The sequence below is a fragment of the Natronomonas amylolytica genome (assembly GCF_037031205.1).
Taxonomy (GTDB): domain Archaea; phylum Halobacteriota; class Halobacteria; order Halobacteriales; family Haloarculaceae; genus Natronomonas; species Natronomonas amylolytica.
Genome location: NZ_JAYEZM010000001.1, coordinates 386927 through 403766 on the forward strand (window position 1 = coordinate 386927; position 16840 = coordinate 403766).

At 66.9% G+C, this 16840-nt stretch carries 19 protein-coding genes; 9 read left to right on the top strand and 10 right to left on the bottom strand.

Features of this window, described 5'->3' with window-relative positions:
• Window positions 1-67: 67 nt before the first annotated feature.
• Window positions 68-745 (bottom strand): glycerophosphodiester phosphodiesterase, encoded by a 678-nt coding sequence (locus tag U5914_RS02110; RefSeq protein ID WP_336133803.1) that lies wholly within the window; start codon window positions 743-745, stop codon window positions 68-70.
• Window positions 746-920: 175 nt separating this feature from the next.
• Between U5914_RS02110 and U5914_RS02115 the strand changes: the two genes are divergently transcribed.
• The 4 genes from U5914_RS02115 (at window position 921) to U5914_RS02130 (ending at window position 6087) form a co-directional block, all read left to right on the top strand.
• A complete protein-coding gene (locus U5914_RS02115) occupies window positions 921-2237 on the top strand; it encodes a sodium-dependent transporter (RefSeq protein WP_336133805.1) in 1317 nt (438 codons plus the stop codon).
• An 83-nt stretch (window positions 2238-2320) separates the two neighbouring features.
• On the top strand, window positions 2321-3871 hold the full coding sequence (locus U5914_RS02120) for an acyl-CoA carboxylase subunit beta (RefSeq protein WP_336133806.1): 1551 nt from the start codon (window positions 2321-2323) through the stop codon (window positions 3869-3871).
• 2 nt (window positions 3872-3873) lie between these two features.
• On the top strand, window positions 3874-4119 hold the full coding sequence (locus tag U5914_RS02125) for a DUF8022 family protein (protein ID WP_336134065.1): 246 nt from the start codon (window positions 3874-3876) through the stop codon (window positions 4117-4119).
• 123 nt (window positions 4120-4242) lie between these two features.
• The gene (locus U5914_RS02130) at window positions 4243-6087 is read left to right on the top strand and encodes an acetyl-CoA carboxylase biotin carboxylase subunit (protein ID WP_336133807.1); all 1845 of its coding nucleotides are present in this window, start codon (window positions 4243-4245) and stop codon (window positions 6085-6087) included.
• A gap of 54 nt (window positions 6088-6141) precedes the next feature.
• On the opposite strand, the gene U5914_RS02135 is transcribed toward U5914_RS02130, so the two are convergent.
• Window positions 6142-7044 carry a DMT family transporter gene (locus U5914_RS02135; RefSeq protein WP_336133808.1) on the bottom strand — a complete coding sequence of 301 codons (903 nt, stop codon included), beginning with the start codon at window positions 7042-7044 and terminating at the stop codon, window positions 6142-6144.
• Window positions 7045-7153: 109 nt separating this feature from the next.
• On the opposite strand from U5914_RS02135, the gene U5914_RS02140 reads away from it, so the two are divergent.
• Together U5914_RS02140 and U5914_RS02145 are read left to right on the top strand one after the other, a co-directional pair.
• Entirely contained in the window at window positions 7154-7645 is a 492-nt protein-coding gene (locus U5914_RS02140) for a hypothetical protein (protein WP_336133810.1), read from the top strand.
• Between the two features lie 59 nt (window positions 7646-7704).
• A complete protein-coding gene (locus U5914_RS02145; protein WP_336133811.1) occupies window positions 7705-8079 on the top strand; it encodes a VOC family protein in 375 nt (124 codons plus the stop codon).
• On the opposite strand, the gene U5914_RS02150 is transcribed toward U5914_RS02145, so the two are convergent.
• From U5914_RS02150 to U5914_RS02160, 3 genes are read right to left on the bottom strand one after another with little or no spacing between them, the layout of a single operon-like run.
• Window positions 8076-8447, bottom strand: a complete 372-nt coding sequence (locus U5914_RS02150) for a universal stress protein (protein ID WP_336133812.1) — start codon at window positions 8445-8447, stop codon at window positions 8076-8078. The two genes, U5914_RS02145 and U5914_RS02150, sit on opposite strands and share 4 nt — an antisense overlap.
• Window positions 8448-8471: 24 nt before the next feature.
• Window positions 8472-9416 (bottom strand): D-2-hydroxyacid dehydrogenase, encoded by a 945-nt coding sequence (locus U5914_RS02155; protein WP_336133813.1) that lies wholly within the window; start codon window positions 9414-9416, stop codon window positions 8472-8474.
• Window positions 9417-9455: 39 nt separating this feature from the next.
• Entirely contained in the window at window positions 9456-9830 is a 375-nt protein-coding gene (locus U5914_RS02160; RefSeq protein WP_336133814.1) for a universal stress protein, read from the bottom strand.
• A gap of 85 nt (window positions 9831-9915) precedes the next feature.
• Between U5914_RS02160 and U5914_RS02165 the strand changes: the two genes are divergently transcribed.
• Together U5914_RS02165 and U5914_RS02170 are read left to right on the top strand one after the other, a co-directional pair.
• Entirely contained in the window at window positions 9916-11157 is a 1242-nt protein-coding gene (locus tag U5914_RS02165; protein WP_336133815.1) for an MFS transporter, read from the top strand.
• A gap of 51 nt (window positions 11158-11208) precedes the next feature.
• Window positions 11209-11919 carry a DUF7117 family protein gene (locus U5914_RS02170; RefSeq protein ID WP_336133817.1) on the top strand — a complete coding sequence of 237 codons (711 nt, stop codon included), beginning with the start codon at window positions 11209-11211 and terminating at the stop codon, window positions 11917-11919.
• Window positions 11920-11928: 9 nt separating this feature from the next.
• Here the strand turns inward: U5914_RS02170 and U5914_RS02175 are convergent, their stop codons facing one another.
• The 5 genes from U5914_RS02175 to U5914_RS02195 all read right to left on the bottom strand — a co-directional run bounded on the left by U5914_RS02175 (window position 11929) and on the right by U5914_RS02195 (window position 15868).
• Entirely contained in the window at window positions 11929-12429 is a 501-nt protein-coding gene (locus U5914_RS02175; protein WP_336133818.1) for an NUDIX hydrolase, read from the bottom strand.
• Complete coding sequence (gene folD, locus U5914_RS02180) at window positions 12430-13323, bottom strand: bifunctional methylenetetrahydrofolate dehydrogenase/methenyltetrahydrofolate cyclohydrolase FolD (RefSeq protein WP_336133819.1); 894 nt, start codon at window positions 13321-13323, stop codon at window positions 12430-12432.
• Between the two features lie 92 nt (window positions 13324-13415).
• Window positions 13416-13964: a hypothetical protein gene (locus tag U5914_RS02185; RefSeq protein ID WP_336133820.1), complete on the bottom strand. Its 549-nt coding sequence runs from the start codon at window positions 13962-13964 to the stop codon at window positions 13416-13418.
• Complete coding sequence (locus tag U5914_RS02190; RefSeq protein ID WP_336133821.1) at window positions 13961-15373, bottom strand: FAD-dependent oxidoreductase; 1413 nt, start codon at window positions 15371-15373, stop codon at window positions 13961-13963. Before U5914_RS02190 ends, U5914_RS02185 begins: the two co-directional genes overlap by 4 nt.
• 69 nt (window positions 15374-15442) lie before the next feature.
• Window positions 15443-15868, bottom strand: coding sequence for a DoxX family protein (locus U5914_RS02195; protein WP_336133822.1), 426 nt, complete (start codon window positions 15866-15868; stop codon window positions 15443-15445).
• Window positions 15869-16033: 165 nt separating this feature from the next.
• Between U5914_RS02195 and U5914_RS02200 the strand changes: the two genes are divergently transcribed.
• Window positions 16034-16825: an SDR family NAD(P)-dependent oxidoreductase gene (locus tag U5914_RS02200; RefSeq protein ID WP_336133823.1), complete on the top strand. Its 792-nt coding sequence runs from the start codon at window positions 16034-16036 to the stop codon at window positions 16823-16825.
• Window positions 16826-16840: the final 15 nt, after the last annotated feature.

The window sequence follows — 16840 nt, forward strand, 5'->3', positions numbered from 1 at the left end:
GTCCGGCATGCGCTTAAAACGTGTCATATACTGCCGCATCCGTGATAACACGGCGCACACAGAGGGATTACTCGGAGAACGAGGCGTCGTTCGACCTGACGTCCCAGTGGTCCGCGATGATGCCGTCGACGCCGAGTTCGGCGAGGCGCTCGGCCTCATTTCGGGTGCGCACCGTCCAGACGTTGACGCTCAGGCCCTGCCGGTGTGCCGCGCCGACCAGTCGCTCGGTGCAGGCGTCGACGGACGGGTGGACGTACTCACAACCGAGGTCGCGTGCGGCCCGGACGGCGTCGTCCCCGTCGTCGGTGATGAGCGCCCGCGGCACGTCGGGGGCGGCGGCCCGACAGTCGGCGAGTTCGTCCGGCAGGAACGAGGAGACGAGCGTCTGAGGGTGGAGCGAGGCCATCCGCGTCAGTGCATCGACCGCGATGCCGGGTTCCTTGAGTTCGACGTTGACGCCGATGTGGTTGGGGACGGCACGAAGGACCGCCGAGAGGGTCGGGACGCCTTCCCCGGTTCCGAGAACGTCGAGCGCGCGAAGTTCGTCGATGGTGTGGTCGGCAACGGCCCCGGAGCCGTCGGTCACGCGGTCGACGGTCGCGTCGTGTATCACGACGAGTTCGCCGCTTTTGCACCGCCGAACGTCGATTTCGATCTCGTCGGCGTACTCGGTCGCCTCCTCGACCGCCCGGCGGGTGTTCTCCGGGAGCGCCCCCGCGAAACCACGGTGGGCGATGAGTCGCATATCTCCCCCTGAACGATTGCCGAATAAGTGCCTGTCGTATGGCGTTTGATTATATTATAAAAAGGGTTGCCACGCGGTGGAAGTAGAGCGGTCGGCGTCGCTCGAAATCGAACCCTTGGCACACCAGCGTCGAATAGTGTCAGTTATCCCTATTCGCTGTTGGTCTCCGATAGGAATGTCAGACAGAGAGACGTGGGCGACGCGACTCGGATTCATACTCGCATCGGTCGGTTCGGCCGTCGGCCTCGGGAACATCTGGCGGTTCCCCTATCAGACGGCCGAGTTCGGCGGGGCGGCGTTCCTCGTCGTCTACCTGATTGCCGTACTGATCATCGGTCTCCCGGCTATACTCGCGGAGTTCGTCATCGGACGCCGGGCGGGGCTGAGTGCCATCGACGCCTTCGACGAACTCGGCTTTCCCGGCTGGCGGGCCGTGGGCGCGCTGGGCGTCTTCGCCGGCTTCTGGACGCTGTCGTACTACAGCGTCGTCGGCGGCTGGGTGTTCCGGTACATCATCGATAGCGTCACGGGCGCGTACCTCTCGTCGCCCGGCGAGCACTTCCTTGCCGTCTCCGCCGGCTCCGAGGCCATCGCCTTCCACGCGGTCTTCATGGCCGTGACGATTGGTATCGTAGCCTTCGGTATCCGGGGCGGCATCGAACGCGCTACGCGCGTGATGGTCCCCAGCATCGTCGTGCTGCTGGTCGGGCTTGCCGTCTACGCGTTCACGATTCCCGGCTCCGGCGCCGGCTACGAGTACTTCCTCCAGCCCGACTTCTCCGCCATCGCCGATAATTATCAGGCGGTCGTCCCGGCCGCGGTCGGACAGGCGCTGTTCTCGCTGTCCATCGGGTTCTCGGTGATGATCACCTACGCCTCCTACATCGGCGACGACGAGGACATGTTCGTCGACAGCGGCGCCATCGCGGTGACCAACACCTTCGTCGGCATCACCGCCGGCCTCGTCGTCTTCCCGCTTTTGGCCGTGCAGGGCGGCGACTACGGGTCGGCCGGTGCGGGCGCCGTCTTCGTGTCGGTACCGACCGCGCTCTCGGAGGTGCCGTTCGGCGCCGCCGTCGGGTTCGTCTTCTTCCTCATCGTGGCCGTCGCGGCGCTGTCCTCGGCCATCTCGCTGCTCGAAGTCGTCGTCTCGCATCTGGTTGACACCTACGACTTCGAGCGCAAGCGGACGACCCTCCTGCTCGGGACCCTCATCTTCCTGCTCGGCGTCCCCTCGGCGATGGACACCGCGTGGCTGACGTGGTTCGACAACATCGGCGTGAACCTGCTCGTCCCGTCGACGGTCCTCCTGGTCGTCGTCTTCGTGGGCTGGGTGCTCGCCGACGACGCGGTCGCCGAAATCCGGAAGGGAACCGACACCTTCGCGAGTATCGGGCCGGTCTGGCTGTGGTCCGTCCGGACGGTCGTCTTCCTCGCCGTTCTCGGCACGCTGGCGCTGAGCGTCTTCGAGTTGACCGGCGCCCCGCTGTAGGCGGGTTTGGGGGAACCCCCTCGTCTATCCGATAGCGGAACGCCTTTTTCGTTGCTGTCCGTTCCCCGAGCAAGGCGGCCACTATGACGATGGATGACAAGATAGAGGAGTTACGCGAGAAGAAGCGCGAGGCCGAGAAAGGTGGCGGCGAGGAACGCATCCAAGCCCAGCACGACAAGGGCAAGATGACTGCCCGCGAGCGCATCGAGTACTTCCTCGATGACGGCACCTTTCAGGAGTTCGACCAACTGAAAACACACCGGTCGACGAACTTCGACATGGACGAAGACCAGCCCTACGGCGACGGCGTCGTCACCGGCTACGGCGACGTCGACGGCCGGAAGGTCTTCGTCTTCGCCCACGACTTCACCGTCTTCGGCGGCTCGCTCGGCGAGGCCTTCGCCGAGAAAGTCTGCAAGGTCATGGACCGCGCCATCGAAACCGGCGCGCCCATCATCGGCCTGAACGATTCGGCGGGCGCCCGGATTCAGGAAGGCATCGACTCGCTGGCAGGATACGCGGATATCTTCCACCGCAACCAGAAGGCCTCCGGCGTCGTCCCGCAGATTTCGGCCATCATGGGCCCGTGCGCTGGCGGCGCGGTCTACTCGCCCGCCATCACGGACTTCATCTTCATGGTCCAGGACACCAGCCACATGTTCATCACCGGCCCCGACGTCATCGAGACGGTCACCGGTGAGGAGGTCGGCTTCGAGGAACTCGGCGGGGCCTCGACCCATACGAATGAGACTGGCGTGTCCCAGTTCGCCGAACTCGACGAGGAAACCGCCCTCGACGACATCCGACGCCTCTTGTCGTATCTCCCCTCGAACAACGTCGAGGACCCGCCGCGGGTCGAACCGTGGGACGACCCCGACCGCCGCGACGAGGAACTGCAGGACATCGTGCCCGCCGAACCGCAGAAACCCTACGACATCGTCGACGTCATCGACCGCGTCGTCGACGAGGACTCCTTCTTCGAGGTCGCCGAGGGCTACGCCCGCAACCTCGTCACCGGGTTCGGCCGCCTCGACGGCCGCTCGGTCGGCGTCGTCGCCAACCAGCCCCGCGTCAACGCCGGCACGCTGGACATCGACTCCTCGCTGAAGGGCTCGCGGTTCGTCCGCTTCTGTGACGCCTTCAACATCCCCATCGTCACCTTCGTCGACGTGCCCGGCTTCATGCCCGGCACCGACCAAGAGCACAACGGCATCATCAAACACGGCGCGAAACTGCTCTACGCCTACAGCGAAGCAACCGTCCCGCTCCTGACGGTCATCACGCGGAAGGCCTACGGCGGCGCCTACGACGTCATGGCCTCGAAGCACCTCGAAGCCGACGTCAATTACGCGTGGCCGACGGCTGAAATCGCGGTCATGGGCCCGCGCGGCGCGGTCAACATCCTCTACGACGACGAACTCGAAGCCGCCGACGACGTCGAGGAACGACGCCAGCAACTCATCGACGAGTACCGCGATGCCTTCGCCAACCCGTATACGGCCGCCGAGCGTGGCTTCGTCGACGACGTGCTCGAACCGCAGGAGACGCGACCGCGGCTCATCAACGACCTCGAGATGCTCGAATCCAAGCGCAAGGACCAGCCGGACCGCAAACACGGCAACATCCCGCTGTGACGATGCGGCTCGACATCCCCGACGACGCCGACGACGAGGAGGCCGCCGCCATCGCCGCCGTCGTCCGGTCACACATGCGCGCACAGGAGGAAGCCGCCGCCGAGGACGACGACGTCGAACCCGAGTGGGCCGGCAACCGCTGGCGCTTTACCGGCCGCGTCAACTCCCTGCAGAACCGCACCGTTCGGGTGCCGACCGACGCCCCCCGAGACGCCTGGAGCGCGGCGGGCCGAACCGACCGCTACTGAGCGGCGGTCTTCGTCAATCCCTTTTCGTCGATTCGTCTACGCACCCCAGCGAAAACTCTCCCGGAGTTGTCAATTGTGAGAATCGATAGAATGACGTATGCGCCGTGATTTTCTCCGCACAGCATGTTCGACAAGGTACTCGTTGCCAACCGAGGTGAAATCGCGGTGCGCGTCATGCGTGCCTGCGATGACCTCGGTGTGGACACCGTCGCGGTCTACAGCGATGCGGACAAACACGGCGGCCACGTCCGGTACGCTGACGAAGCGTACAACATCGGGCCGGCCCGCGCAGCCGATTCGTATCTCGACCACGAGGCCGTCATCGAGGCCGCCGAGAAAGCCGACGCCGACGCCATCCACCCCGGCTATGGTTTCCTCGCGGAGAACGCCGAATTCGCCGGCAAGGTCGAAGCCCACGACGACATCACGTGGGTCGGCCCGTCGGCCGAATCGATGGAACAGGCCGGCGAGAAGACCAAAGCCCGCAGAATCATGAACGAGGCCAACGTCCCCATTGTCCCCGGGACCACCGACCCCGTCACCACCGTCGACGAGGTCCACGAGTTCGGCGACGAACACGGCTATCCCATCGCCATCAAGGCCGAAGGCGGCGGCGGCGGCCGCGGCATGAAGATCGTCCGCGACCCCGAGGAAGCCGAAGAACAGCTCGAAACCGCCAAACGCGAGGGCGAAGCCTACTTCGACAACGACTCGGTCTATCTCGAACGCTATCTGGAGAGCCCCCGCCACATCGAGGTCCAGATTCTCGCTGACGAACACGGCAACGTCCGCCATCTCGGCGAGCGTGACTGCTCGCTGCAGCGCCGCCACCAGAAGGTCATCGAGGAGGGCCCCTCGCCCGCCCTCTCGGACGACCTCCGCGAGAAAATCGGCGAGGCCGCCCGCCGCGGCGCCGACGCCGCCGACTACTACAACGCCGGCACCTTCGAGTTCCTCGTCGAAGAGGAAGAGCGCGCGGACGGCGAACTCCTCGGCCCCGACGCGAACTTCTACTTCCTCGAAGTCAACACCCGCATTCAGGTCGAACACACCGTCACCGAGGAACTGACGGGTATCGACATCGTCAAATGGCAACTCCGCATCGCCGACGGCGAGGAACTCGACTTCTCGCAGGACGACGTCGAACTCGACGGCCACGCCGTCGAATTCCGCATCAACGCCGAGACCGCCCCCGACGACTTCGCGCCCGCGAAGGGCGGCACACTCGAAACCTACGACCCGCCGGGCGGCATCGGCGTCCGCCTCGACGATGCGCTCCGGCAGGGCGACGACCTCGTGACCGACTACGATTCGATGATCGCCAAACTCATCGTCCACGGGGGGGACCGCGAGGAGTGTCTCGCCCGCTCGGACCGCGCGCTCGCCGAATACGACATCGAGGGCATCCCGACCATCATCCCGTTCCACCGGCTGATGCTCCGGGACGACGAGTTCACCGCCGGCACCCACACCACGAAATATCTCGACCACGAACTCGAACAGGACCGCCTCGAAGACGCCCAGGAGAAATGGGGCACCGGCGACGTCGAATCCGCCAGCGAGGAGGACGTCGTCGAACGGGAGTTCACCGTCGAGGTCAACGGCAAGCGCTTCGAGGTCGAACTCGAAGAGCGCGCCGAGTTCGCCGCCGAACGCCCCTCCGCGCCCGGCCCCTCGGGCGGCGGCAGCAGTAGTGGCGGCAGCGGTGGCGGTGGGGGCGGCGGTGGCGGGTCCGCACCCGCCGTCTCCGCTGAAGGCGAGGTCGTCAGCGCCGAGATGCAGGGCACCATCCTCGAGGTCAACGTCGCCGAGGGCGACACCGTCGAAGCCGGTGACGTCATCTGCGTCCTCGAAGCCATGAAGATGGAAAACGACGTCGTCGCCGAGGTCGGCGGCACCGTCGCCGAAGTCGCCGTCGCCGAAGGCGACAGCGTCGACCAGGGCGACCCGCTGGTCGTTCTGGACTAGATTCGGCTCACCTCTTTTTAAGAAGGGTCGGAGGACTCCCAGGACCTTACGTCGTCACACCAGATACCCGAACTCCCGCGCGATGACCCGAGCTTTCAGCACGAAGAACCCGCTGGCGATGAGGGCGAAGCCGACGACCATCGTGATCGTCAGTCCCTCGCCAAGCAGGACGATGCCGCCGATGGTGGCGAAGACGGGGACGACGTAGGAGACGAGGTTGATCTCCAGCGGCCCGAACCGCTCCAGCAGCGTGAAGTAGATGACGTAGGCGAGGGCGCTGGCGAGGACGCCGAGATAGAGGATGGCGACGATGCTGACCGGCGACAGGCGGACGCTGGCGACCGGTTCGCCAGCCCCGAGACTGCCGGCATGGAGGAACACCCCGCCGAGAATCATCGCCCACGCGGTCATCGGCGCGATATCCATGGAGGGACTTCGCGTCCGAAGGAGCACGCTCCCGAGGGCGACGCTGGCGGCGGCGGCGACGACGAACCCGATGCCGAGAAGTTCCGAGCCGAGGAGGTTCGAGGGGTCGGGTCGGGCGATGACGCCGACCCCAGCGAGACCGATGAGGACGCCGACCATGCGCCGGCCGGTCAGCGGTTCTGCCGGGAGGAAGACCGCCGCGAAGCCAGTGGTCAGGATGGGGATGAGCGCATAGAGGATGGAGGCGATGCCGCTCGGGATGGTCTGTTGGCCGACGAAAAGCAGGCTGTTGCCGGCGATGAGGAACGCGCCCGCGATGAGGATGGCGATGCCGTCCTCGCGGGTGTCGGGCCGCCACGCGACGCCGCGGACGACGAGAAACGCGAGCAACAGCACGCCACCGACGTCGTATCTGAACGCGGCGAAAAGCAGCGGCGGCAGCGTTTCGAGGCCGGCCGAGATGGCGGGGAAGGAAAGCCCCCACAGCGCCGAGAGGGCGACGAAAAGTCCGAGGTCACGTCCGATTCTCATTGGTCGATTCTCGAATGGGGAGGGTATAGTAGCAACGCACCAACCCGGAGGCGGACGGTCACTCACAGGCCATCCAAAACCCCATGCCGTTCGGCGAACAGTCGCCGGTATGCGCGAACACATCGTCGGCCGGTCGCGGCGCCTGACGGGCTATTTCTGCGGCATCGCGTTCGGATTGGCCGTCCTCGTCGCGGGGCTGGAAGCCGCACGCGTGCAGTTTCTCGGAGAATTCGGCGGTGCCACACTCTACGGTTATGCGGCCATCGGCCTGCTGGGTGGCCTCGTACTGTCGTTCGTCGCCGGCTATCTGAACGGCAGCATCCTCGCCAGTTGGGCCGGCGGCTTCGTGCCGGCCGCCGCTCGCATCGGGCCGCCGCTCGCCGACGGCGCGCTGCGCGATGCGGCGACCGCCCTCGTCGGGTCGGCGGGCGGCGCCGTACTGCTCGGGACGGTCGGCTTCGTCGCCGCCGTCGAGAAGCATCGCCACGACAGTCGGACGGCGGAGTTGCCGGAGCCGCCGTCACGATTTGCGTTGCTGCAACTCGTCGCGCTGGCGGTGTTTCTCGGGACGACGCTGCTGGTGCTGTCGCTATTCCTGTGAGCTGCGGCACGAACCGCGGATACCGTCGGGGTTATGCGTCCGGCCGACGCCCCATCGATATGGCGATTCTGCACACCTGCCTGAACGTGGCCGACGCCGACCGCGCCGTCGACTGGTACACCGCGAACCTCGACTTCGAGGAATCGTGGGGCTTCGAGACGCCCGACGGCGAAACGGTCAACCGCTACGTCGCCGACGAAAACGGCGTCGAACTCCAGTTGTCGGACACCGACGGACAGACGCCCGCCGATGAGGGCGACCTCTGGGACCACCTCGCCGTCAAGGTCGACGATGTCGACGCTACCTTCGAGGAAATCGACGACCACGGCGTCGTCAAGGAACCCGCCGACCAGCCCGCCGCCGGCGCCCGAACCGCCTTTATCAAGGACCCCGACGGTCACGTCATCGAACTCATCGAACCGCTCGACGACTAAGCGGGGTCGCTCGGAACGACGTACACGGGTTCGTCGACTCGCGACAGCACTGCACGCGTCGTCGACCCGATGGTAGAGAGTCCACCCTCCCGTGCCGGGCCCATGATTATCTCGTCGACGTCGTTCTCGCGGGCGAAGGTGACGATTTCTCGCGCGGGCTCGCCGTCACGGCGGAACGTGCGGACCTCGGTCACATCGGCGAGTCGAACCTGCGCGAGGTCGAGAGCAGCCTCGCGGTCGTCCGATTCGTCCGGTACGTCGACGGTCAGCACGTTGACCCGGTCGCCGGCTTCCAGTTTGTCGCGGAGGTAGTCACAGGCCGATTCGGTCGTCCGTTCGGACGCCGTCGCGACGAGGTACTGGGTCACTATCGGGGGTTGGACGACCGGGGGTTAATCGCTTTCCCCCATTTCGACTCGGTTCCGAAGCGGGCGGCCATCGGCCAGTCGGCGAACGTTGTCGGCGACGATATCCGCCAGTCGGTCGTAGTAGGCGGGCGTCGCGCCGGCCGTATGCGGCGTTATCAACACGTCGTCGAATCCCCACAGCGGGTGGTCGTCCGGCAGCGGTTCGGGGTCGGTGACGTCGAGTGCCGCGCCGCCGAGCCGACCACGCCGGAGCGTCCGAACGAGCGCATCGGTGTCGACGACGGCACCGCGGGCGATATTGACGAGGACGGCATCGGGCGATAGGGTCCCGAACTCCGCCTCGCCGATGAGCCCACGCGTCTCCTCGGTCAGCGGACAGCACAACACGAGGTAGTCGGTCCGGGCCAGCGCCTCGTGAAGGTCCGGTTGGCCGAACACCTCGTCGGTCGGGCCGCCCTGCTCGGGTCTTCGACGCACGCCGAGGGTGTCGACGTCGAAGGCACCGAGGCGCTCGGCGATAGCGGTCCCGATAGCACCGAGGCCGACGATGGCGGCAGTCGACCCGGCGAGTTCGCCGGGTGAAAGCGTTTGCCACGTCTCGGCGCGACTCGCCTCGTGGAATCCCCGGGAGAACGTGAGCATCGCGCCGATGGCGTGCTCGGCGGCGTTCGGTGCGTGGACGCCCGCGGCGTTGGTGAGTTCGACGTCGGCCTCGGCGAGGGCCTCAAGCGGGAGGTGTCCGTACCCGGCGTACGCACACGCGAACAGGTCGAGGCCCTCGGCCCGTTCGAGTAGGTCGGCGTCGATTCGCGGCCCCGTCACCACGTCGGCGTCGGCGATGGCTCGACGCTCCTCGGCCGGCGTTTCGGCGTGCCGCACCGTGTGGTCGTCGAGCCGTGCCCGGAGCGCGGCCGCGTACTCCTCGGCGTCGTGGCGATGAACGCCTTCCCGAAGGACGAGCAGGTTCATATCGGTCGTTCGACGGCCGGTCATATCAACCTCCGCGGCTCATAGCGAGGGCGGCACCACGACCACGGGCACGTCGGCGCCCTCGACGATGCGTCGAGCGGTACTGCCCATCGCCGGACCAGCGCCGTCGGTCCCCGCGTGTGGGCCGATGGCGATGGTATCGGCGTTCCGCTCGGTGGCGGCCGCGAGGATTGCGCTCGCGGGGTCGCCATCGCTATCCAGCCGCTCGGTCGTGACGTCGGCGTAGCCGAGCAGTCGGGCGTTCGCGACGTTGAGGGCGTCGGCGGCGTCCCGGGTATCGGCATCCGGTACCGTGACGACGGCGACGCTGTCGCCGCCATCGAGGCAGTCTTCGAGGAAGTCGCACGCGGCGGCCGTGGTATGGACCGAATCGGTGGCGACGAGGTACTGCATAGCGACACCTCGGCCGGCCAGCCCTCGAAGCTTCGGGTCGGCGCGAAACGCGGCCCTTACCAACAGCCAGCGCGACGACCCGATAATGACGAGTCGCCGGCAGTGGACGGCCCTGAGCGTCGCCACGTTCGCACGCTTCGCCGGGGCCATCCTCATGGGGACGGTGCTGGCAGTCATCGTCGAGGAACGCGCCTCGGCCTTCGCGGCGGGGATGGTCGGCACCGCCTACTACGCGGGCCTGATGTTCTTCTCGCCGTTCTGGGGCGCGCTGGCGGATATCTCCGGTCGACGCCGCCTCGTGTTGGTCGTGACCGGCATCGGCGGCGTCCTCGCGGTCCTCCCGCTGCTCGTCGTCGATACCGTTTCGGTCGCTATCGGTGCTCGGGGAATCTATGCCGCCTTCCTCGCCGGCTTCGCACCCGTCGCCTTGGCCATCGTCAGCCACCACGGCGGCACGACGGGACGGGGCCGCTCCATCGGCATCTTCAACAGCGCCCGCTCCGGCGGGTTCGCGGTCGGCTACGTCGTATCGGGCGCCCTGCTGGAGTACGTCACGCCCGTCGACATCTACTGGGCCATCGCCGCGGTCACGTTCGTCTCGACGGTCGCGGTGCTTTTCGTCTCCGACCCGACGCCGAACCCGGACCGCCAACCGACCGCCAGCGAACTGCTCGCCGAAACGCGCCGCCGGCTGTTTCCGGCCCCCGACGAGCGCGGCCACCTCACGCGGAACGGCCTGCTGTGGCTCTACGTCGCCGTCGCGCTCCGGAACGTCGCCGTCCTCGGCATCATGGCCATCATGGCGCCGTACCTCGTCGCCGTCGTCGGCGTCACGCAGGTCGCGATGGGCATCCTCCTCGCGTTCAATCACGGCTCGCAGGTCGTCTTCATGTACTGGCTCGGCGTGGTCGCCGACCACATCGGTCGCAAACCGCTCGTGGTCGTCGGCATGGGCGGCAGTGCCGTCTTCGCGGTCATGGCCGCCGGCCTGACGCTGCTTCCGTCCGGCCTCCCGCAGATCGCCTTCGGCGTCCTCACCTTCGTCGTGCTGGGCGCGTCCTTCTCGGCGATGACCATCGGCGGCCTCGCCTTCATCAGCGACGTGGCGCCGGTCGAGCGGGAATCCGAACTGATGGGCATCCGCGAGACGGCGAAGGGCATCGGCGGCGTCATCGGCCCCGCACTCGTCGGCGCCGGGGCCACCCTCTTTACTTACGAGGTCGCCTTCGCGGGCGCGAGCCTCGTCGGCTTCGCCGCGACGGCCATCGTCGCGTGGGGGCTGGTCGAAACCTACGACGCCGACACCGACACCGTCGTCGTCGACTGACCATCGACGGGAGTCCAAGGGTGTTTTGCCGCGGCCGCCCAACCCGGGGATATGAAAGTCCGCGGCCAACGGGAGTGCAAGGAGTGTGGGACGCGGTGGTCCTACTACGAGACCGGCGAGGTGGCCTGCCCGAACTGCGGCAGCCTCCACAGCGTCGGCGTCGACGAGGACCGCTCTCTCCACACTGCGGCCCCAAAGACGCTCGACCTCACGCCGATTCGGAACGACATCGACGACGACCCGGTCCGTCGACTCGCCGAACGGGCGACCGAGCGCGCCAAGGAGTACACCGCCGGCTACGGCTTCATCGACGCCGGCACCCTCCAGCCGCTCGACGACACGTACCTCGCCGCGATGGAACTCCGCCACGTCGCCGGCGAACTCGCCCGGAAGACGAGCGCCACCGACGACGAGGAGTGGTACTTCACGCAACTGCTGAACGCCGACGAGGGCGAACGGCCGGCCCCCGAGGAAGTTCCGGATACCCTGCGAGCCCTCTCCGGGTTGGCCGACGCCAACGCCGTCGAGGAGTACCGCTCGGACCTCCGAACCTACCTCGACGAGCATCCGGACCCCGCGGTCCAGCGAGTGATGGAACGACTCGCCGACCACACCAAGCGCGTCCGCGCGCTCGATGGGGACGTCCCGCCACGGGAGGCCGAAACGCTCGTGGCCGCGACTCGCGACATCGGCCGCTATCTCGCAGAAGGCGACGAAAGCGCGCTCGCAGGGGCCGAGAGCCGACTCGATAGCCTCGCCTGAGACCGCGACTTACGCCGTATACTCGGCCGCGAGCCGTTCGACCAGCTCCCGGTCGAAGGTGTTCTCCGGCACATCGCGAAGCCACGCCACCTCATCGATTCCGGGTTCGGGGTCGAACGACGGGTCTGCCTCGGCCGGTTCGCCGACGAACGTCGCGAAGTAGAACTCGTAGGCGTCGCCCGATACCTCGTCGACGAACGTCTGTTCGGCGATGGCGCCGAGGCCGGTCACCTCGACCGAGAGGCCCGTCTCCTCCAGTACCTCTCGCCGTGCGGCAACGGCAGGCGATTCGCCGGCTTCGACTCGCCCGCCGGGGACCAACCAGTCGTCGCCCTCGCGGACCAGCAGAATTGCCCCGTCGTCGACGACGAGACAGCCGGCGCCCCACTCGCCGTCGTCGCCGCGTTCGAGGCCCTTCTCGAATCGCTCGGCGGAAATCTCGATGCGGTCGGCCTTCCGGTAGTGGTCGCCGTAGCGGGCCGAAAGCGCCTCGGGACTCAATTCGGCCATCTACGGGAGTTCGACGTCGATGTCCTCCTGAATCCCCGTCGCCTTGACCGTGTTGTACAGGAGCATCGCGCGGGTCATCGGGCCGACGCCGCCCGGAACCGGCGTGATGTAGTCGGCCTGCTGTTTGGCGCTGTCGTAGTCGACGTCGCCGACCAGTTCGTAGCCCTTCTCGGTGTCGGCATCCACGCGGTTGATTCCCACGTCGATGACGGTCGCGCCCTCACCGACCATCTCGGCGTCGATGAACGCCGGCATGCCTGCGGCGGCGACGAGGATGTCGGCATTGCGGCACTTGGCTTGAAGGTCGTCGGTGCGGGAGTGACAGACCGTTACCGTCGCGTTGCCGTCCGGCGCCTTCTGGAGGAGGAGATTGGCCAGCGGCTTGCCGACGATGTTCGAGCGGCCGACGATGACCGCGTCGGCGCCCTCCGTCTCGATGTCGTAGGCCTCCAGCAGTTTCTGGACGCCGTGGGGCGTGCAGGGCCGATAGCGGTCGTTGCCCGCGACGAGGCGGCCGACGTTCTCGGGGTGGAAGCCGTCGACGTCCTTGATGGGGTCGATACTCCGGAGGACCTGCCGGTCGTCGACGTGGTCCGGGACGGGCATCTGGACGAGGATGCCGTGGACCTCGGGGTCGGCGTTGAGGTCGTCGATGGTATCGTAGAGTTCCTCGGCGGACGCATCGGGGTCGATCTCGACGTGGATGCCATTGATGCCGACCTCCTCGCAGTCCCGCTGTTTCATCGAAACGTACGTCTCGCTGGCGGGGTCGTCGCTCATCAGCACGGTGGCGAGACCGGGCGTGACGCCCTCGGCTTCGAGCGTCTCGATGCCCTCGCTCAGCGATTCGCGGATGTCGGCGGCGACGGCGTTGCCGTCGATGTCCTCTGTCATTACCCGAGCGTGGTCGGCCCGGACGTATAAAATATCCGGGTTCGTGCTACTTTGCTACTTAGAAATACGATTTGTATGCATGAATGTGATTATTATGGGCAATCACCGACGTTGAATTCGACAGGTTCGCTCCCCTGTCGGACCGCTCTCGTCGCCCCCGAGTCGAGGTCGAACAGCATCGCCTGCCCGCCGTATCCGTGCGTCTGGTCGTGCCCACGGACGACGACACAGGCGAGGTCGTCGGGAACCTCGAAGGTGTCGGAACGGGTGAATTCCCGGGTCCCGTGGGCGTGTTCGAGGTCCCGGCGGCCGACCCGTTCGCCGTCGAGCGTCTCGACCCGCCACCAGTTCGCGTAGCCGTCCTCGCCGTCGTCGTCGTGAATCAGGGTCACCGAGAACCGGACCTCGCCGTCGTTCTGTTCGGCCTCGACCCCGACGACGTTCGCCTCTCGGAGGTCGAGTTCTCCATCGCCATCGTCGGTCGGCGTCGAAGATTCCGCCGAGTGCGTCGGGGTTTCGGTCGCCGTGCCGTCGGCGTCTGGTTCGCTGCTATCGGGGGAGTCACCGTCGGTACACCCCGCCACCGTGACTCCAAGGATACCACCACCGACGGCGAGGAGTCGACGACGGTCGAGCCTCACAGTTTCCCACCCAACACCTTCGCCGCGGTCAACACGGGGTCCCACGTCGTGTTGAACGGTGGCGCGTAGGCGAGGTCGTAGTTCGCCAGTTCCTCGACGGTGACCCCCTCGGTGACGGCGCCCACGATGGCGTGGCTCCGGTGGACCGCCCCCTCGCCGTACTCGGAGACGAGGCTGGCACCGAGGACGCGTTCGGTTTCCCGGTCGGCCGTCAGGGTGACTTTGACGGTGCCGCCCTCGGGGTAGTAGCCCGCGCGGGATTTGGCGTCGATGGTCTTCGTCACGGGGTCGAAGCCCGCCTCGCGTGCTTCCTCGTGGTCGAGACACCCGGTGCGGGCGGCCTCGACGTCGAAGGCCTTGACCGCCGCCGTGCCGGCGACACCGCCGCCCTCACTGGGGGTGCCGGCGACGGTCTGTCCGACCGCGCGCCCGTGGCGGTTGGCGGTCAGCGCCAGCGGAACGTAGGTCGGATCGCCGGTGACGACGTGTTCGGCTTCCGCGCAGTCGCCGGCCGCGTAGACGTCCGGCAGGTTCGTCTCCCGGTATTCGTCTGTCGCGATGGCACCGGTCGGCCCGAGTTCGACGCCCGTCGCCTCCGCGAGGTCGGTTCGCGGACGGACGCCCGCGCCGAGCAGCGCCATCCCCACCTCGGTGCGTTCGCCGTCGGCCGTGACGACGGCCTCGACCCCGTCGTCGCCCTCGAAGGCCTCAATCTCGGCGTTCAGGTTCACGGCGACGTCGTTCGATTCGACGTGCTCGCGGACCGCCTCGCTGGTCGCTTCGCTGAAGCCCTTGAGGATGCGGTCGCCCCGCTGGAAGAGGTGGACCTCGAAGTCGTTTTCGGCCAGGGCTTCGGCCATCTCGACGCCGATGTAGCCGCCGCCGACGATGGCGATGGGAGCCACACAGGTTTCGAGGAAGTGGCAGGCCGGCCCGCGATCCGGTTGGTCGAGGGGACTTGTCTCCCGAGAGCGGGCGACGAACTCCCGCAGCTCCTTGCCGTCGGTCATCGACCCGAGCGTGTAGACGCCCTCGAGGTCCTTGCCGTCGATGGGCGGAACGACCGATTCGGCGCCAGTTGCGATGAGCAGGTGGTCGTAGTCGACGGTCACCTCGCCGTCGTCGCTTTCGGCCGTGACGGTTCGGTCCCCGGGGTCGATGTCGACCACCTCGTGGCCCGTCCGCAGGTCGATATCGCGTTCCTCGCGGAACTCCTCGGGCGTCACCGAGACGAGTTCCTCCAGCGTCTGAATCTCGCCCTTGATGTAGTACGGCAGCCCACAGGCGCCGTAGGAGACCCACTGGCCCTTCTCGAAGACGACGACGTCGAGGTCCGGGTCGTCGCGTTTGGCCTTGCTGGCGGCGCTCATCCCGGCAGCGTCGCCGCCGACGACTACGAATGTAGACATACCCCGTGATTCGACGGCACCATTTATAAAGGCCGGTCGGGAGTGCGACCGGACGACAAGCCGGCGGTATCAGTCGCCGTCCGGCATCGGCGTCGTGTACCACCACGCCCACGCGATGAGGACGACCTGCATCGGAAGGCGGGCCCACCGCGCCAGCGGCGAGGGGTCCCGAATCGGCGCCGACGCCCCCTCGATGACCACGCCGCTGGTCGCCATGTAGACGTTCGCCGGGAATATCGCGAGCAGCAGCGCGACGAGCCCCCACGCCGCGTAAGGCCGCGTCCGCGGGTGCAGAACACCGAGACCGAGGCCCACCTCGGCGACCCCCGAGAGGTAGACGAGCGCCAGCGGTGCTGGCAGAGACGGCGGGACGATCTGGACGTACGACTCCGGCGCGACGAAATGCATGATGCCGGCGATGACGTAGATGCCGCCCATCGCATAACAGAGGGGAAGTTTGAGGCGGGCCAGCAGCTCGGGGATGCCGTCGTCCATGGGCGAAGCACCGAGCGAGGCGGGTTATTCTTTGTCGCTGGCATACGTTTTCCCGGAAAGCGGTGCGTTCGCTCCGCGGATGACCTCACCCTTCGCGACGTAACGGTTAGCGATGGTGTCGCCGATGCCGGTACTAACTTAACACCGTAAATCATTGAGGCGTGTATGCCAACCTCACAGTTCAGCGTCGAGGGTCGCAACGCCATCGTAACGGGTGCCTCGCAGGGTATCGGGAAGACCATCGCCGAACGACTCGCCGCCGACGGCGCCAACGTCGCCATCTGTTCGCGCGCACAGGAGCGAGTCGACCCCGTCGCCGAGGGGATTCGCGAGAAGGGCGGCACCGCACTGGCCGTCGAGTGTGACGTTCGGGACGCTGAGTCGGTCCAAGACTTCGTCGCCGAAACCGTCGAGGAGTTCGGCGGCGTCGACCTGCTCGTCAACAACGCCGGCGGCGAGTTCGTCGCCCCCTTCGAGGACATCTCCGAGAATGGCTGGAAGTCCATCGTCGACCTCAACCTCCACGGCACCCGCCACGGCATCCAGGCCGCCGGCGAGTACATGCGCGAGAACGACGGCGGCTGTATCATCAACATGGCCAGCGTCAACGGCCAGCACGCCGCGCCCCACGAGAGCCATTACGGCGCCTCGAAAGCGGCCATCATCCGTCTGACCGAGACGCTGGCGACCGAATGGGCCAAATACGGCATCCGCGTCAACTGCGTCGCGCCGGGGCTCATCCAGACGCCCGGCGTCGCCGAGACGCTCGGCATCGACGAGGAACAGATGCCCGCCCGCGAGGAGGCCGACCGCCGCATCGGTCACACCGAAGACATCGCCGACGTCGTCCAGTTCCTCGCCAGCGACGCCGCCGCGTTCATGAACGGCGAAACCGTCACCGCGAAGGGCGTGCCGCGGGCCGGCAACAGCTTCGACGTCGACCTCGGTCTCGAATAAGAGAACTCGTCTTTT

Bases quoted from the DNA above. Each gene is read 5' to 3' on its own strand.
- U5914_RS02125 (WP_336134065.1), top strand. From the start codon at position 3,874: ATGCGGCTCGACATCCCCGACGACGCCGACGACGAGGAGGCCGCCGCC.
- U5914_RS02155 (WP_336133813.1), bottom strand. From the start codon at position 9,416: ATGAACCTGCTCGTCCTTCGGGAAGGCGTTCATCGCCACGACGCCGAG.
- U5914_RS02120 (WP_336133806.1), top strand. From the start codon at position 2,321: ATGACGATGGATGACAAGATAGAGGAGTTACGCGAGAAGAAGCGCGAG.
- U5914_RS02130 (WP_336133807.1), top strand. From the start codon at position 4,243: ATGTTCGACAAGGTACTCGTTGCCAACCGAGGTGAAATCGCGGTGCGC.
- U5914_RS02110 (WP_336133803.1), bottom strand. From the start codon at position 745: ATGCGACTCATCGCCCACCGTGGTTTCGCGGGGGCGCTCCCGGAGAAC.
- U5914_RS02115 (WP_336133805.1), top strand. From the start codon at position 921: ATGTCAGACAGAGAGACGTGGGCGACGCGACTCGGATTCATACTCGCA.
- folD (WP_336133819.1), bottom strand. From the start codon at position 13,323: ATGACAGAGGACATCGACGGCAACGCCGTCGCCGCCGACATCCGCGAA.
- U5914_RS02195 (WP_336133822.1), bottom strand. From the start codon at position 15,868: ATGGACGACGGCATCCCCGAGCTGCTGGCCCGCCTCAAACTTCCCCTC.
- U5914_RS02135 (WP_336133808.1), bottom strand. From the start codon at position 7,044: ATGAGAATCGGACGTGACCTCGGACTTTTCGTCGCCCTCTCGGCGCTG.
- U5914_RS02170 (WP_336133817.1), top strand. From the start codon at position 11,209: ATGAAAGTCCGCGGCCAACGGGAGTGCAAGGAGTGTGGGACGCGGTGG.
- U5914_RS02200 (WP_336133823.1), top strand. From the start codon at position 16,034: ATGCCAACCTCACAGTTCAGCGTCGAGGGTCGCAACGCCATCGTAACG.
- U5914_RS02160 (WP_336133814.1), bottom strand. From the start codon at position 9,830: ATGCAGTACCTCGTCGCCACCGATTCGGTCCATACCACGGCCGCCGCG.
- U5914_RS02140 (WP_336133810.1), top strand. From the start codon at position 7,154: ATGCGCGAACACATCGTCGGCCGGTCGCGGCGCCTGACGGGCTATTTC.
- U5914_RS02175 (WP_336133818.1), bottom strand. From the start codon at position 12,429: ATGGCCGAATTGAGTCCCGAGGCGCTTTCGGCCCGCTACGGCGACCAC.
- U5914_RS02190 (WP_336133821.1), bottom strand. From the start codon at position 15,373: ATGTCTACATTCGTAGTCGTCGGCGGCGACGCTGCCGGGATGAGCGCC.
- U5914_RS02145 (WP_336133811.1), top strand. From the start codon at position 7,705: ATGGCGATTCTGCACACCTGCCTGAACGTGGCCGACGCCGACCGCGCC.
- U5914_RS02165 (WP_336133815.1), top strand. From the start codon at position 9,916: ATGACGAGTCGCCGGCAGTGGACGGCCCTGAGCGTCGCCACGTTCGCA.